At 70.9% G+C, this 14,398-nt stretch carries 15 protein-coding genes and 1 tRNA gene; 12 read left to right on the forward strand and 4 right to left on the reverse strand.

Annotated elements, in window-relative coordinates:
* Positions 1 to 12: 12 nt before the first annotated feature.
* Entirely contained in the window at positions 13 to 576 is a 564-nt protein-coding gene (locus B2515_RS04385) for a helix-turn-helix domain-containing protein (RefSeq protein ID WP_293874135.1), read from the reverse strand.
* 99 nt (positions 577 to 675) lie between these two features.
* Here B2515_RS04385 and B2515_RS04390 point away from each other — a divergent pair, with 99 nt between their 5' ends.
* From B2515_RS04390 to B2515_RS04405, 4 genes are all read left to right on the forward strand, one after another.
* Entirely contained in the window at positions 676 to 1,137 is a 462-nt protein-coding gene (locus B2515_RS04390) for a DUF6456 domain-containing protein (protein ID WP_414711359.1), read from the forward strand.
* Positions 1,138 to 1,224: 87 nt separating this feature from the next.
* Positions 1,225 to 2,217 (forward strand): diaminopimelate epimerase, encoded by a 993-nt coding sequence (gene dapF / locus B2515_RS04395; RefSeq protein WP_414711360.1) that lies wholly within the window; start codon positions 1,225 to 1,227, stop codon positions 2,215 to 2,217.
* A gap of 106 nt (positions 2,218 to 2,323) precedes the next feature.
* Entirely contained in the window at positions 2,324 to 2,551 is a 228-nt protein-coding gene (locus B2515_RS04400) for a hypothetical protein (RefSeq protein ID WP_293874138.1), read from the forward strand.
* Between the two features lie 64 nt (positions 2,552 to 2,615).
* A complete protein-coding gene (locus tag B2515_RS04405; protein ID WP_293874140.1) occupies positions 2,616 to 2,903 on the forward strand; it encodes a hypothetical protein in 288 nt (95 codons plus the stop codon).
* 27 nt (positions 2,904 to 2,930) lie between these two features.
* On the opposite strand, the gene B2515_RS04410 is transcribed toward B2515_RS04405, so the two are convergent.
* The gene (locus tag B2515_RS04410; protein ID WP_293874142.1) at positions 2,931 to 3,635 is read right to left on the reverse strand and encodes a PAS domain-containing protein; all 705 of its coding nucleotides are present in this window, start codon (positions 3,633 to 3,635) and stop codon (positions 2,931 to 2,933) included.
* A 286-nt stretch (positions 3,636 to 3,921) separates the two neighbouring features.
* Between B2515_RS04410 and B2515_RS04415 the strand changes: the two genes are divergently transcribed.
* The 6 genes from B2515_RS04415 (at position 3,922) to B2515_RS04445 (ending at position 11,302) form a co-directional block, all read left to right on the forward strand.
* A complete protein-coding gene (locus B2515_RS04415) occupies positions 3,922 to 4,428 on the forward strand; it encodes a hypothetical protein (RefSeq protein ID WP_293874144.1) in 507 nt (168 codons plus the stop codon).
* Positions 4,425 to 5,753, forward strand: a complete 1,329-nt coding sequence (locus B2515_RS04420) for a DNA-packaging protein (protein WP_293874146.1) — start codon at positions 4,425 to 4,427, stop codon at positions 5,751 to 5,753. The genes B2515_RS04415 and B2515_RS04420 overlap by 4 nt, the downstream gene beginning before the upstream one ends.
* 571 nt (positions 5,754 to 6,324) lie before the next feature.
* Complete coding sequence (locus B2515_RS04430) at positions 6,325 to 7,722, forward strand: phage tail baseplate protein (RefSeq protein WP_293874148.1); 1,398 nt, start codon at positions 6,325 to 6,327, stop codon at positions 7,720 to 7,722.
* Positions 7,723 to 7,724: 2 nt separating this feature from the next.
* Positions 7,725 to 8,228: a DUF2793 domain-containing protein gene (locus tag B2515_RS04435; protein WP_293874335.1), complete on the forward strand. Its 504-nt coding sequence runs from the start codon at positions 7,725 to 7,727 to the stop codon at positions 8,226 to 8,228.
* A gap of 114 nt (positions 8,229 to 8,342) precedes the next feature.
* Positions 8,343 to 9,464, forward strand: coding sequence for an OmpA family protein (locus B2515_RS04440; protein WP_293874150.1), 1,122 nt, complete (start codon positions 8,343 to 8,345; stop codon positions 9,462 to 9,464).
* Between the two features lie 524 nt (positions 9,465 to 9,988).
* The gene (locus B2515_RS04445) at positions 9,989 to 11,302 is read left to right on the forward strand and encodes a UDP-glucose dehydrogenase family protein (RefSeq protein WP_293874152.1); all 1,314 of its coding nucleotides are present in this window, start codon (positions 9,989 to 9,991) and stop codon (positions 11,300 to 11,302) included.
* On the opposite strand, the gene B2515_RS04450 is transcribed toward B2515_RS04445, so the two are convergent.
* A complete protein-coding gene (locus B2515_RS04450) occupies positions 11,281 to 12,009 on the reverse strand; it encodes a folate-binding protein (protein WP_293874155.1) in 729 nt (242 codons plus the stop codon). The two genes, B2515_RS04445 and B2515_RS04450, sit on opposite strands and share 22 nt — an antisense overlap.
* 71 nt (positions 12,010 to 12,080) lie before the next feature.
* Here B2515_RS04450 and pyrC point away from each other — a divergent pair, with 71 nt between their 5' ends.
* The gene (pyrC, locus tag B2515_RS04455) at positions 12,081 to 13,106 is read left to right on the forward strand and encodes a dihydroorotase (RefSeq protein WP_293874158.1); all 1,026 of its coding nucleotides are present in this window, start codon (positions 12,081 to 12,083) and stop codon (positions 13,104 to 13,106) included.
* Between the two features lie 103 nt (positions 13,107 to 13,209).
* Here pyrC and B2515_RS04460 read toward each other — a convergent pair whose 3' ends face one another.
* Positions 13,210 to 13,947 (reverse strand): DUF1134 domain-containing protein, encoded by a 738-nt coding sequence (locus tag B2515_RS04460; protein ID WP_293874161.1) that lies wholly within the window; start codon positions 13,945 to 13,947, stop codon positions 13,210 to 13,212.
* A gap of 178 nt (positions 13,948 to 14,125) precedes the next feature.
* Between B2515_RS04460 and B2515_RS04465 the strand changes: the two genes are divergently transcribed.
* Positions 14,126 to 14,215, forward strand: a tRNA-Ser gene (locus tag B2515_RS04465).
* Positions 14,216 to 14,398: the final 183 nt, after the last annotated feature.

Genomic DNA, 14,398 nt, shown 5'->3' on the forward strand with positions numbered 1-14,398 from the left:
GTTGCGGTGCAGCTAAAGCGTGCGGATGAGGCGGGTGGCCTGCGCCAGCCAGGGGGGCGCGGCGACCGATGTGGGGCGGGCGCCGGGGGTGAGGGGCAGAAGGAGCAGCGCGTCGCCGTCGATGCCGATCAGGCGGGCGAAGAGGAAGCGGCCGGCGGGGAGGGGGACGAGGACGTCGCGGTTGAGCGCCAGCGCGAAGGCGGCGGGCGGGCGCAGGTCGCACCACAGCTGGTCGCCGCTACGATAGTCGGCGATGCTGCCGGTGACGACGAGGGCGATGCCGCCGGACGCAGGCTGAGGCGGGACGAGCGTCTGCGGCTGGCGCAGCGCATGGGCGCCGTTGGCATCGAGCGTGGCGGCGACGGGCAGCGCGGCGCGGTCGGGCAGGGTGACGAGATCGGCGGGTGCGACCTCCAGCGCGGCGGCGATGCGGTTGAGCCACGCGACCGAGACGGTGCGGGTGCCGGTTTCGAGCCGGCCGATCGTCTGCGCGGTCGTTGGAGGCGAGCAGCGCAGCGCGACCTGCTCCAGCGTCATGTTCCGAGCCCTACGTACCTCTCGTATCGCGGTAATCATCGTTTGTCCTTAACCGCTGCGGTTATTGCCCTGTCCTACAAAGCTGACGTTGTGGCAAGTCCGGAGCCGATTCGGAAGGCTGGGTCGGGAGGCAGGCGTATGCGCGAGATGGTGGAGCGGACGATCGTCGGGGCGGGGGGGACGGGCGGGAAGGGCGGAACCGGGCGGCGGGTGAGCGTGAACGTCGCCGAATCGCCGCTCGGCTGGTTGCGCGCGCGCGGGCTGGTCGATGCGCGGCAGTGCGAGGCGGGCGAGCGGCTGCGCGGCGATTACGAGACGGCGGCGCTGGGACCGCGGGTGACGATGCGCTGGGCGGCGCGGGTCGATGGCGGCGGCGGCGGCGGGCTGGACCCGACGACCGCGCAGATCGCGGCCAAGGCGCGGTTCGATGCCGCCATGGCGGCAGCGGGCGCGGGCCTCGCCGATATCGCATGGCGGGTGATCTGTGCCGGCGAGGCGCTGCCGGTGGCGGAAAAGGGGCTGGGATGGCCGGCGCGGGCGGGGCGGCTGGTGCTGACGCTGGCGCTCGACCGGCTGGCGGATCATTATCGCCTGCCGTGACGCGGCTTTATCGTTTGCCGACACCGGGGGGCGGGGTGTAACGGCGCGACAGACGAGAACATAAGCGGGCCATGCGGACCGCAGAGGATGAGCGACGTGCGGTTCGATTTCGTGAAATGCCATGGCTCCGGCAACGATTTTCCCCTGATCGACGCGCGCGACATCGCGCTGTCGCCGGCCGAATGGGCGGCGGTGGCGCGGGCGCTGGCGGACCGGCGCGGGCCGGTCGGCGGCGACGGGCTGCTGCTGCTGGGCGCGGGCGACGCCGACCACCGTTTCGCGATGGCGATGTACAATGCGGACGGCAGCGAGGCGGAGACGTGCCTCAACGGCCTGCGCTGCGTCGCGCGGATGGGGTTCGAGGCGCTGGGGATCGACCACGCCCGCGTGAAGCTGAAGACGTCGAGCGCGCTGGCCGAGCGCGATGCGGACGTGGCGCCGGGGGTCTATACGGTGCGCGAGACGGCGGGGCCGGCAGGGCTCGACGTGCGCGCATGGCCGCTGCATGCCGGAGGAGAGGGCGCCGGGATCGAGCAGATCGTCGACGCGCCGGTGCCGCCGCTGGGCAGCGACCGGGCGTTCACCGCGGTGGCGATGCCCAATCCGCATCTGGTCGCCTTCGTCGAGCGGATCGACGAGGCGGAGCTGGTCGCGATCGGTACGACGTGCGAATCGGCACCCGACTGGTTGCCCAACCGCGCCAATGTGTCGTTCGTCGAGCTGCGCGGGCAGGACGCCGGATCGGCGCCCGGGCAGGCGCTGTTCGTGCGCACCTTCGAACGCGGCGTCGGGCTGACCGACAGCTGCGGCAGCGCGATGGCGGCATCGGCCTTCGCCGCCTGCCTGACCGGGCGGCTGGCCTATGACGCGCCGATCACCGTGTTCAACAAGGGCGGACTGGTGCGCGCCGCGGTGGCGCGCGATGCGATGGTCAGCCTGTCGGGCAATGCGACCTGGGAATGGCACGGGTCGGTCGAAGTCGACATCGCCGCCGAACGCGCCGGCGACCTGATCGTCCACGCCCATGCCGACGCCGAGATCGCAGCCTGGGCACGGATCGCCGACAGCGCGGGCCGGTAACGGCACAGGCCGGGCGGCGGCGCGTTATGCCGAAGGGTGATCCACGTGAGGGCGGGGGCGGAGCGGGCAGGCTATCCCCCTGGAAAGACATACAGAAGTGCAGAACATGCGTGACGATGAGATCTATTTCTACGAGCGGGCGGAAACCGAACTGGAACTGGCGCAGCGCGCCACCCACCCGCTGGCGGTGCGGGCGCATTACATCATCGCCAACCATTATCTCGACCGCTGCTACGGCGGCGCGCCGACGCTGTCGGGCAACGACGATGACGGGGTCGTTGGCGGTGCGGTGACGGCCAACGGGGATGGCGACGACGAACCGACGGCAGGATAGGGGCGAAATACTGCCATGAACCCTTGGCGCGGCCGTTCGTTGAAGCGGCGGAACGAGGGTCGCGATGGCGGATGGGGTCGGCAGGGACGAGAACGACGAGCAGGCGCTGCAGCACCGGCAGGGCGCGAAGCTCTATCCGGTCGGCCAGGCGCTGCGCGCGACCTTCGACGCCGACAACCATGCGACGCTGAGCAAGGACGTCACCGGCCTGATGCTCGATCTGGCGCATGTGCCGTTCGAGCCGCATGAGTTCGAGCCGATCGTGACGACGCTGACGCCGCCGCCGCGGATCGGCTGGCTGGCGCGGATGCGATCGGCGCTGCCGCGCGCCGTGCGCTCGTGGCGTGCCTGACGGCCGGCACGGCGGGCGCGGGACGGGTCAGGCGGGAACGAGCGGCCCCTGCACGACGGCGACGAGCGAACCGAAGATCACCTCCAGCATGGCGAGCGCGCGGACGCCGAGGCGGATCGGCGTGTCGCGGTCGATCGGCCCGGGCAGCTCCGCCTCGATGAAGCCGGCGTCGACCAGCGCGTGCAGCCAGCGCTGCGTAAGCGGCCACGACACGTTGATCCGGCCCGAGATATCCTCCGCCGAGATCGTCCGTGCCTCCGCCTCCGCGACATAGCCGACGAGCAGGATCTCGGTCGCGGGACTGCCGATCAGCGTGTCGCCGAACGCGCGCTTGCCGCCGTTGATCGCCTCCAGCAGCAGGCGCGCGACCTTCCACTGCGCCTCGATCGTCGAGGGGCGCTCGCCCTCCGGCGGCAGCGGCCGGCAGGTGATGACGAGCCGGCGGCCGTCGCCCCGGCCGAGGCGGGAGACGTAGATATTGACCCAGATCGCGCGACCGTCGACATGCTGGTGCCGCTGCGTCGCGGCGAGCGTCGTGCCCTCGTCCCAGACGCGGCGCAGGAGCAGTTCGACGGCGGAGCGGTCGTGCGGATGCACGACGTCGAGCACCGGCCGGCCGAGCCCGGCATCCGGCTCCAGCCCGAGCAGGGCTTCGTACGCCGAATCGAGATCGGTGATCCCGAGATCGGCGTCGACCAGGGCATGGGCGATCGGTCCCGCGGCTGGATACATGTGAGTCGTCGCCTGTTCGAGCGATGGAGGCGCATCTGTAGAAACCTTCCTTGCGCAAAATCAAGTCCGAATTGGCCCTATACGACGGTGTTGTATGGCAAATGCGTATCGAACCGGATCATGCGTTTTCTACGCGTTAACCGATATGGTACATCAGGCTTGACAGCGCGACGCTGTTTAGGTACATAACAGGAACGCTGAAGAATTGCGAGTCGGGCCGGAGCGGCCGGGGTGAACGCCCCGATCCGCTGCCGGCCCGATCCGCGTCCGGGGGAAGGGGCGGGACATGGACGAGGATGCGACGCGCGCCGATGGCGGCAGGCAGGGCGGCGAGAGCGGCGGCGCGGGCACCAAGCCGGGGCGCGGTCCCATCGCCTTCGTGCGCTGGACGCGCGAGCTGGAGGGGTGTTTCCTCGATCACGTCAGCGCGACGGGCAATATCTCGGCGGCGGCACGGGCGATCGGGGTGAGCCTGTCCGCAGTCTATTACCGGCATCGCACCAACGCCGCCTTCGCCGCGGCATGGGAACAGGCGCTCGACGCGGGCTATCGCACGATCGAGGCGCGGATGATCGAGCATATGCTCACCGCGGAGACGTTCGACTGGGACAAGGCGCTGCGGATGCTGACGCAGCGGACGGCCTATCTGAAGGGTGGCGTGGCGCGGGGCGGGCGGGAACGGCAGGTCGCGACCGCAGACGAGACCGATGCCGTGATCCTGCGGCGGCTGGCGATGATCGCCGCGCGCAAGGCGGGCAGGCGGGCACGGGCGACGACGGGAGAGGGGGCATGAGCGCGGACCGGCCGGACGTCGTCGCGCTGCTGGCGGCGCTGCCCGAGGACGAGCGGCGGGCGGCGATCCGGTCGCTGAGCGTGCCGCAGCGGCGCGAGCTGGCGGAGCGTTGGGGCGGCGGCTGGGCGCGGCCGGGGCAGGTCGCGCCGGCGGGGGACGACTGGCGGATCTGGCTGATCCGGGCGGGGCGCGGTTTCGGCAAGACGCGGGCGGGGGCGGAATGGGTGACGGGACTCGCCGACGACCCCGAGGCGCTGATCGCGCTGGTCGGCGCGACCGCGGCGGACGTGCGGCGGGTGATGATCGAGGGGCCGAGCGGGCTGCGCGCGGTCGCCAAGACGGGCAAGATCCCGGCCTATTCGACCAGCCGCGGCGAGATCCGCTGGCCCAACGGCGCGCGGGCGTTCGTCTATTCGGCGGACGTGCCCGACCAGCTGCGCGGGCCCGAACATCATGCGGCCTGGTGCGACGAGCTGGCCAAATGGCGGCGCGGCGATGCGGCGTGGGACAATCTGATGATGGGGATGCGGCGCGGCGCGCATCCGCGGGTGCTGGTGACGACGACGCCGCGGCCGACCAACCTGATGAAGCGCGTGCTGCGCGCCCGGGGGCTGGTCGAGACGCGCGGGCGGACGCGCGACAATCCGTTCCTGCCCGACGCCTTCGTCGACCACGTCGAGGAGGCCTATGGCGGGACGGCGCTGGGGCGGCAGGAGCTGGACGGCGAGATGATCGGCGACCTGACCGGCGCGCTGTGGTCGCGGGCGATGCTGGAGGCGTGCCGGAGCGATGCGCCGGGCGATCTGGTGCGCGTGGTGGTCGGCGTCGACCCGCCCGCGGGGGCGGTCGCGGAGGGCGGCGCGGGCGATGCCTGCGGGATCGTCGCGGTCGGGCTGGACGGTGACGGCATGGCGTATGTGCTCGCCGACGCCAGCGTGGCGGCGGCCTCGCCCGAAGGCTGGGCGCGGGCGGTGGCGAGTTGCGCGGCGCAACATCGCGCCGACCGGGTGGTGGCGGAGGCGAACCAGGGCGGCGCGATGGTGCGGTCGGTGCTGCTGGCGGCGGACGTGACGCTGCCGGTGCGGCTGGTGCGCGCGAGCCGCGGCAAGGTGGCGCGGGCGGAGCCGGTGGCGACGCTCTACGAACGCGGGCGGGTGCGGCATGGCGGGCGCTTCCCGGCGCTGGAGGACGAGCTGTGCGGGCTGGTCGCGGGGGGCGGCTATCAGGGGCCGGGGCGCTCGCCGGACCGGGCGGATGCCTTGGTGTGGGCGCTGACGGAATTGTGCCTGGGGCGGCGTGGCGCTGCGGGCGTGCGGGGGTTGTAGCCGGGGTTTCGGGTGGGGGGTGAGCCGGGAGGCGGGAAGAAGGGGGTTCGCGCGGAGACGCGGAGAAGAAGGGAGTTCGCGCGGAGGCGCGGAGACGCGGAGAAGATGGGAAGGGGGTTTCGCGCGAAGGCGCGAAGGCGTTCGGGTGCGGGGGCGGGCCTCTCGCCCATCGTCACCGCGAACTGGTTTTAGGGGTCTGCCGGGCCGTGGGGGCGGGGGTGGGGGCTCCGGCCGTTCTCCTCGCCGCGGGGTGGACCCCGGACCGGGTCCGGGGTGACGGGTGGGGGGGCTCTCTTTTCCTTCTTCTCCGCGTCTCCGCGTCTCCGCGCGAACCCCTTCTTCGCGGCCTGGCGTGACACCAGAGATGACAAACGGGAGATCATCATGCGGTTGTTCGGGTGGAAGGCACCCCGCGAGGGCGGGCGGCCGGCGTTGTCGCGTGGCGGGTCGGGCGTCGCGCTGGGGGAGTGGCCGCGGTCGTACGAGGCGCAGGTGCGCGACGGCTTTGCGGGCAATGCGATAGCGCAGCGGGCGATGAAGCTGGTCGCGGAGGGGGTCGGCTGCGCGGTTGGTGCGGCGGCACGATGCGGGGCCGGCGCTGGCGGTGACGGATGCGGGCGTCGGCGCGGCGCGGCGGCGGCGGACGGTGGCGGCGCTGGCGAGTGCGCCGCGCGAGGTGGCGGTGGCGCATCACGATCCGGCGCGCGACTATCAGATCGGCGTGCAGCGGGTGCGCCGGCCGGGGGCGGGGGAGCGGATCGACCGGGTCGAGCTGCCCGCGGTGCTCGATGCGGCAAGCGCCAAGGCGGTCGCGGGGGCGCTGGTCGCGCGCGGCGAGGCGGAGCGGACGCGGCGGCGGGTGACGCTGGGGGTCGAGGGGCTGGGCGTGGCGCCGGGGGAGATCGTGACGGTCGCGGGCGAGACGGGGCGCTGGCGGGTGGCGTCCAGCAGCACGGTCGGGCTGGCGACGACGCTGGAGCTGGTGCCGCTGGCGGCGGTGCCGATCGCCGGCGCGGCGAGCAGCGGACAGGTCAGCGGGGCGCCCGACCTGACCGCGGGACGGACGCTGCTGGTCGCCGCGGAGCTGCCGGCGCTGGGCGAGGGGCCGCTCGCCGCCCCGCGCATCTGCGTGCTGGCGGCGGGCGAGGGGGCAGGGTGGCGGCAGGCGGCCTTGCTCTACAGCCTCGACGACGGCGCGAGCTGGACCGCGGCGGGCGGCACCGCCGCGCCGGCGGCGATCGGGCGGATCGAGGTCGCGCCCGACGTCGCGTCGGCGTGGCTGGTGGACCGGCGCAGCCGCGTCGTGGTGGCGATGGCGCGGCCGGACATGATGCCGGGCGATGCCGATGCGGCGGCGCTGGCGCAGGGGACGAACCTCGCGCTGCTGGGCGACGAGCTGGTCCAGTTCGCGCGGGCGGAACCGCTGGGGAACGGGCGCTGGGCGCTGACCGATTTGCGGCGCGGGCTGCGCGGTACCGAGGCGGCGATCGGCACGCAGCGGCCGGGGGACCGGTTCGCGTTGATCGAGGCGGATGCGGTCGCGACGATCGAGCTGCCGGTCGCGGCGATCGGACGCCCGCTGCGGATCCTTGCGAGCGGGACGGGCGACGATGCGGCGCCGGTGGAAGTGTCGCTGATGGTGACGGGCGCGTCGGTGGCGCCGCCCGCGCCGGTACATGGCACGGTCGTGGCGCAGCCGGACGGCGGGCTGGCGATCGGCTGGGTGCGGCGGAGCCGGGCGGGCTGGTCGTGGGGCGATGGCGCCGACGTGCCGCTCGCCGAGGAGGCGGAACGCTATCGCGTGACGCTGACGGCCGACGCCGGCGCGCGGACGTTCGACGTGACCGGGCCGCAGCTGGCGCTGTCCGCGGCGGAGCGGCCGCATGGCATGGCGACGGTGCGGATCGTCCAGCAGGGCACGCTGGCGCCCTCGCCGGCGGCGGAATTCACTTTCGATGCAGGAGGATGACGATGACCGAACCGGCGACCGCGCGACTCGCGATGCCGCTGCTCGCGGCCGGGCAGGCGGAGAAGGAGCTGACGCACAACGAGGCGCTGGCGCGGCTGGACCTGCTCGTCCAGCCCGCGGTGATCGCGCTCGGCGTCGACCAGCCGCCGGCCGCGCCGACCCCCGGGCAATGCTGGATCGTCGGGAACACCCCCACCGGTGCCTGGGTCGGCCATGGCGCGGAACTGGCGGGCTGGACCGACGGCGGATGGCGGTTCGCGGTGCCGCGCGAGGGCTTCGCCGCCTGGTGTATTACGACTGCTAAACCAATAGCTTACCACAATGGTCTGTGGCAGGAAGGTGACGTGTTCGCCGATCGCCTGATCGTCGGCGGCAAGGCCGTGGTGGGCGCCCGGGGCGCAGGGATCGCCGACCCCGCCGGTGGCACCGTGGTGGACGAAGCGGCACGGCAGACGGTTGCGGCGATCCTGGGCGCATTGCGACAACACGGGCTCATCGCAAGCTGACCCGAAGTGTTGTATCCTTGCCACAGGTCCGGACTTTTGCGTGCTTGCGTGGAAACCAACCCCGGGATAGTGAGTTTGCGCTGTCCGTAGTGACACTCAAGAAAGGGGACTTCTATGCGGAAGCTTGCCGTCGTTCTGGCACTGGCCTCCACCGCACTCGCCACTCCTGCCCTCGCCCGCGACAAGTCGTGGTACGTTGGCATCGAAGGCGGTGCGATGATCGTCGAAGACATCGATTATGATATCGGTGCAACCAACAATGCGGCCACTGTCGATCACGACTATGGCTATGACGTCGATGGCGTCATCGGCTACGATTTCGGCGGTTTCCGCGTCGAGACCGAAGTCGGCTACAAGAGCGCGACCGTCGATGGCTACAGCTCGACGCTGACCACGCCGCGCTACAACGCAGCCGGCGCGATCGTCGCGACCCCGGCCGGCACCTATGACTATGCCGGTGGCAAGACCTCGGCGCTCAGCTTCATGCTGAACGGCCTGCTCGACTTCGGCGACGATGACGGCATCCAGGGCTTCGTCGGCGGCGGTGTCGGTGTCGCTCGCGTCAAGGCGAACTACGCGCTCACCACGCGCGGCAACTTCGTCGACGATTCGGACACCGTGTTCGCTTGGCAGGGCCTGGCGGGCGTGCGCGCTCCGCTGACCGACCACATCGACGCGACGCTGAAGTATCGCTTCTTCAACGCCGACAACGTCAAGCTGGTGGACGTGACCAACCGTACCTTCGAGGGCCGGTTCCGTTCGCACAGCATCCTGGGTGGCGTGACGTACAACTTCGGTTCGCCGACGCCTCCGCCGCCGCCGCCGGTCGAAACGCCGCCGCCGGCTCCGCTGCCTGCGCCCGCGCCGGCTCCGGAAGCTCCGGTCTGCTCGCCTGGTCCGTTCATCGTGTTCTTCGAATGGGACAAGTCGGACATCACGCCTGAGGCCGGTTCGATCCTCGACAACGCCGTCAGCCAGTACCAGAGCTGCGGTAACGCGCAGGTCATGCTTGCCGGCCACGCCGACAAGTCGGGTTCGGCATCGTACAACGTCGGCCTGTCGCAGCGTCGCGCGGACTCGGTGAAGGCGTATCTCACGTCGCACGCCATCCCCGATGGTGTGATCTCGACGGAAGCGTTCGGCGAGAGCCGTCCGCGCGTCGACACCGCCGATGGTGTCCGCGAGGTCCAGAACCGTCGCGTGGAAGTCACCTACGGTCCGGGCGCAGGTCAGTAAGACCTACGTCTACCGTTGGAATACAGATCGGGAGGTCGGCACGTGCCGGCCTCCCTTTTTGTTTGTCTGCGGCGCGGGCGGGAGTGCGCATTCTATGGCGCGTGAATGACGCCGGTAGATTGTGTTCGCGCAGAGGCGCGGAGGACGCGGAGGTGTGCCGCCTCGGGCTGCGCGGCTCTGTCATCTTCGCGGTCCGACAGGACGGGCCGCGCCGCGGCGGGCTCACTCTCTCTGCGTCCTCCGCGCCTCCGCGCGAACCAAAGCTTTCTCCCCGTTTCTCTTCGCGTCTTCGCGTGAACACAACCTGCCGCCGGTCACCGGATCCGCTGGCCGGAAGAGGTTCGCGCGAAGACGCGAAGGCGCGACGATGGTGCGCTGAAGGGGATGTGGGTGGATCTCGCGGCGTGTCGATTGTCTTCCGGTCGCACCCTTTGCGCGCGTTGCAGATGCGGGATGCTGGCAATCCGCGGCTGTTGGGGTAGAGAGCGGCGGTCCGGGGTTCGTCCCGTCGCCAAGAGGTATCGATGCGCATCACGATGATCGGTTCGGGCTATGTCGGCCTGGTGTCGGGCGCCTGTTTCGCCGATTTCGGTCACGACGTGATCTGCGTGGACAAGGACGAGAGCAAGATCGCCGCGCTGAAGGCGGGGCGGATGCCGATCTACGAACCGGGCCTCGAGGCACTGGTCGCGAGCAATGTCGCGGCGGGGCGGCTGACCTTCACCACCGATCTTGCCGCCTCGGTCGCGGGCGTTGACGCCATCTTCATCGCGGTCGGCACGCCGTCGCGCCGCGGCGACGGTCATGCCGACCTCAGCTATGTCTTTGCCGCCACCGAGGATATTGCCGCGGCGGTGACCGGGCCGACGGTCGTCGTCACCAAGTCGACCGTGCCGGTCGGCACCGGCGACAAGGTCGAGGCGATCCTGCGCGAGGCGCGCCCCGACGTCGACATCCAGGTCGTCTCCAATCCCGAATTCCTGCGCGAGGGCGCCGCGATCGGCGACTTCAAACGCCCCGACCGGATTGTGATCGGCACCGACGACGAAGTCGCGCGCACGGTGATGCGCGGCGTCTACCGGCCGCTCTATCTCAACGAATCGCCGATCCTGTTCACCGGGCGACGGACCAGCGAGCTCATCAAATATGCCGCGAATGCGTTCCTCGCGACCAAGATCACCTTCATCAACGAGATCGCCGATCTGTGCGAGGCGGTCGGTGCCAACGTGCAGGACGTTAGCCGCGGGATCGGGCTCGACAACCGCATCGGCAAGAAGTTCCTCCACGCCGGCCCCGGCTATGGCGGTTCGTGCTTTCCCAAGGACACGCTGGCGCTGCTTAAGACCGCCGAGGATTTCGAAAGCCCCGTCCATATCGTCGAGGCGGTGGTCAAGGTGAACGACAGCCGCAAGCGCGCGATGGGCCGCAAGGTGCTGCACGCGCTGACCGCGGATGGCGACGGCGAGGCGAAGGGCAGGACCGTCGCCCTGCTCGGCCTGACCTTCAAGCCCAACACCGACGACATGCGCGACGCGCCGTCGATCGCAATCGCGCAGGCGCTGACCGATGCCGGGGTGGCGGTGCGCGCCTATGACCCCGAGGGGATGGAACCGGCGCAGCGGATGATGCCCGAGCTGACCTATTGCAGGGATGCCTATGAGGCGGCGACCGGGGCGGATGCGGTGGTGATCGTCACCGAATGGGATGCATTCCGCGCGCTCGACCTCGCCAAGCTGAAGGCGATCATGGCGGCGCCGGTGCTGGTCGACCTGCGCAACGTCTATCGCCGCGAGGATGTCGAGGCGGCGGGTTTCGCCTATACCGCCGTCGGGCGCTGATCGTCGGCGAGCGCGGCGGCGAGCCAGTCGGGGATCAGGGCGTCGCCGAGAGCCTCGACCCGGCGGTGTTCGATCATCAGGCCGAGGTCGGGATAGGTCGCGCGGGTGCGGTTGCCCGCTTCGGTCAGCGGCGCGACGACCAGCCGGCGGTTCACTTTGGCGCGGTGGTGCATGCGCGCGGTATTCTCCTGCCCGATATAGCAGCCGCTGGTGAAGCTGACGCCGTGCAGCTCGCGTGCGTTGCATTCCAGCCAGAGCGTCTCGCCATTGCCGAGCTCGCCAACGCCTTCGGTGACGCCGAGCGACAGGCGGTGTTCGCGCCAGCCCTGCGCCGGGGCGGAGGAGGGGGCGATCCAGCGGCGGCCGAGCGCGGGCAGGCGCGGGTCTGGTACGCCTTCGTCGCCGTCGCGCGACCAGTGCACCGCCAGCGTGTCGTCGCGGGCGATGGCGATCGCGCGGCGCAGCCGGTACAGGGTGAGGCGACGAGCCAGCGCGTCCGCCTGCGCCGCCTCGGCATCGAGCAGCACGTCGTCCCCGTCCGCCCAGACGATGAAGTCGAACAGCGCCTTGCCCTGCGGGGTCAGCAACGCCGCCCAGACCGGCAGCGGCCCGAGGACGTCGTTGGTGACGAGGCCCTGGAGAAAGCCGCGGACGTCCTCTCCGGACAGGCGGACGATCGCGCGATCGGTGAGCGTGGTGGCGTGCATGTCCTGCACCTAGGTGTCGCGGCGCATTTTCCAAGGTGGCGGTGCGCCGATGCGATCGGTAGGAGGGCGCCATGACCGACCGCCTGACCATCCGCCGCCCCGACGACTGGCACGTCCACCTGCGCGACGGCGCGATGTTGCAGGCGGTGGCGGGCCATACCGCGCGCCAGTTCGGCCGGGCGATCATCATGCCCAACCTCACGCCCCCGGTAACCGACGTCGCGATGGCGGCGGCGTATCGGGATCGCATCCGCGCGGCGGTGGGCGAGGGCATCGACTTCACCCCGCTGATGACCTGTTACCTGACCGATCACAGCGACCCGGCGGAGATCGCCGCGGGCCATGCGGCGGGGGTGTTCACCGCGTGCAAGCTGTACCCGGCGCATGCGACGACCAATTCCGCGCACGGCGTCACCGATATCCTGACGCTGACCGCGGTGCTCGAGACGCTGCAGCGGATCGGCATGCCGCTGCTGATCCATGGCGAGGTGACCGATCGCAGCATCGACATCTTCGATCGCGAGGCGGTGTTCGTCGAGCGGGTGCTGACCCCGCTGACCCGCGACTATCCGGCGTTGAAGATCGTGCTCGAGCATATCACCACCGCGGAAGCCGCGGCGTTCGTGGCCGAGGCGGCGCATCCGATCGCGGCGACGATCACGCCGCAGCATCTGCTCATCAACCGCAACGCGATCTTCGACGGCGGGCTGCGGCCGCATGCCTATTGCCTGCCGGTGCTGAAGCGCGAGGCGCATCGGCTGGCGGTGCGGCGCGCGGCGGTGTCGGGCAGTCCGCGCTTTTTTCTGGGCACGGACAGCGCGCCGCACGTGGTCGGCGCGAAGGAATCGGGCTGCGGCTGCGCGGGGATCTTCAACGCGCCGTTCGCGCTGGAGGCGTATCTGCGCGTGTTCGACGAGGAGGGCGCGCTCGACCGGTTCGAGGGGTTCGCCGCGGAACATGGCGCGCGCTTCTACGGGCTCCCGCTCAACGACGGCACGGTGACGCTGGTGCGCGATACGGTCGTGGTGCCGGACCGGATCGGCGAGGTGGTGCCGTTTTTGGCGGGCGAGACGCTGGGGTGGCGGTTCGCGGGGTAGAGGTGGGGGTGGCGCCGCGGGCAAGGCCCGCGTCGTCGGACGGGCCTTGCCCGCCGGCCGGGCTGGCGCCGGGCGGGCGGACGTGGCCGCCCTGGCGCTCAGCCTAGAACGGCATCCATTTCGCGGTGTGGGTGATCTTCATATAGCCGACGTTGACGCCGGCGCGATAGCCGACGCCGAGGCGGATCGGGATCAGCACGATGTTGCCGCGTCGCAGATAGGTCGCGGCGAACCCGCCGACGAGGTACAGCCGTCCTTCCGCCGCCGGGAAGCGATGGAACAGCTCTTCGGTGTCGTAGAGGTTGTAGACCAGCACGAACACCTTGTTGGCGTCGCCGCCGACGTCGAAGCCGACCGAGGGGCCGGTCCAGTAGACCGGCTGCTGCCCCTCGACCTTGTGGCTCATGATGCCCGATCCGTAGCGCAGGCCGATGACGAACGCGCCCGCCGCCTCGCGCCCGGCGATATAGGCATTGGGCTGGCCCTGATCCTTCAGCACCTTTTCGAGCATGCCGGCGAGCCCGGCGGCGCCCTTGCCGAACACGCCCTCGCCCGCGGCGAGCAGGTCCTCGCGCTGATAGGTCGCGGCGGCCTGGCTGGTCGCCTCGGCGCGCGCCTCCTGCTGCGCGGGCGAGGCGACGGTGGGGACGGGGGCCGATTCGAAGGCGGGGGCGGGCGGCTGTTGCCGGTCCGGCGCGGGCGTGGTGGCGCGCGGCGCCGGGCGGACCGGGGCGGACAGGTCGCCGTCGATCGCGCGATTGGGATCGATCGTCGTCACCTGCGCCGGCGCGCTCCCGGCAAGCAGGCCCGCCAAGGCTATCCCGAATCCGATCACACGCATGCCGTCCCCCTTCGCAACTCCGGCCCCCGCGACCGCGCCGGCGGGGCGACGTTAACCAGCCTCGCGCTTGCCCGGCAATGAACGAACGCCGATGTGCCGCGAAATTACGTTCGATCGCAGGTGCCAGCCCGGTTGATCGGGCCGCCGACCGCCGCTATAGCCCCGTTTCTGCCGCACCGGAGACGTGGGTGAGTGGCTGAAACCAACGCTTTGCTAAAGCGTCGTACGGGAAACCGTACCGAGGGTTCGAATCCCTCCGTCTCCGCCATTGGTCCCGCCGCAGGGTCCGTGAAGTCCATCGATATCGACGTTCCCCGGGGTCCCGACGGCCGCGTGAGACATCCTGCGAGCTGATCGACGCCAACCGCTTCCTCTTGGCCACCACCGGCAACGGAAGCTGGCGCCAGCACAATCAGTAAAGCCGCAGACTGGAGGGCGCGAACCATCGATG

The sequence above is a fragment of the Sphingomonas sp. UBA978 genome, from assembly GCF_002292295.1.
Taxonomy (GTDB): domain Bacteria; phylum Pseudomonadota; class Alphaproteobacteria; order Sphingomonadales; family Sphingomonadaceae; genus Sphingomonas.

Coding starts and splice junctions, on each gene's coding strand:
- B2515_RS04385 (WP_293874135.1), bottom strand. CDS start 576: ATGATTACCGCGATACGAGAGGTACGTAGGGCTCGGAACATGACGCTG.
- B2515_RS04390 (WP_414711359.1), top strand. CDS start 676: ATGCGCGAGATGGTGGAGCGGACGATCGTCGGGGCGGGGGGGACGGGC.
- dapF (WP_414711360.1), top strand. CDS start 1,225: ATGAGCGACGTGCGGTTCGATTTCGTGAAATGCCATGGCTCCGGCAAC.
- B2515_RS04400 (WP_293874138.1), top strand. CDS start 2,324: ATGCGTGACGATGAGATCTATTTCTACGAGCGGGCGGAAACCGAACTG.
- B2515_RS04405 (WP_293874140.1), top strand. CDS start 2,616: ATGGCGGATGGGGTCGGCAGGGACGAGAACGACGAGCAGGCGCTGCAG.
- B2515_RS04410 (WP_293874142.1), bottom strand. CDS start 3,635: ATGTATCCAGCCGCGGGACCGATCGCCCATGCCCTGGTCGACGCCGAT.
- B2515_RS04415 (WP_293874144.1), top strand. CDS start 3,922: ATGGACGAGGATGCGACGCGCGCCGATGGCGGCAGGCAGGGCGGCGAG.
- B2515_RS04420 (WP_293874146.1), top strand. CDS start 4,425: ATGAGCGCGGACCGGCCGGACGTCGTCGCGCTGCTGGCGGCGCTGCCC.
- B2515_RS04435 (WP_293874335.1), top strand. CDS start 7,725: ATGACCGAACCGGCGACCGCGCGACTCGCGATGCCGCTGCTCGCGGCC.
- B2515_RS04440 (WP_293874150.1), top strand. CDS start 8,343: ATGCGGAAGCTTGCCGTCGTTCTGGCACTGGCCTCCACCGCACTCGCC.
- B2515_RS04445 (WP_293874152.1), top strand. CDS start 9,989: ATGCGCATCACGATGATCGGTTCGGGCTATGTCGGCCTGGTGTCGGGC.
- B2515_RS04450 (WP_293874155.1), bottom strand. CDS start 12,009: ATGCACGCCACCACGCTCACCGATCGCGCGATCGTCCGCCTGTCCGGA.
- pyrC (WP_293874158.1), top strand. CDS start 12,081: ATGACCGACCGCCTGACCATCCGCCGCCCCGACGACTGGCACGTCCAC.
- B2515_RS04460 (WP_293874161.1), bottom strand. CDS start 13,947: ATGCGTGTGATCGGATTCGGGATAGCCTTGGCGGGCCTGCTTGCCGGG.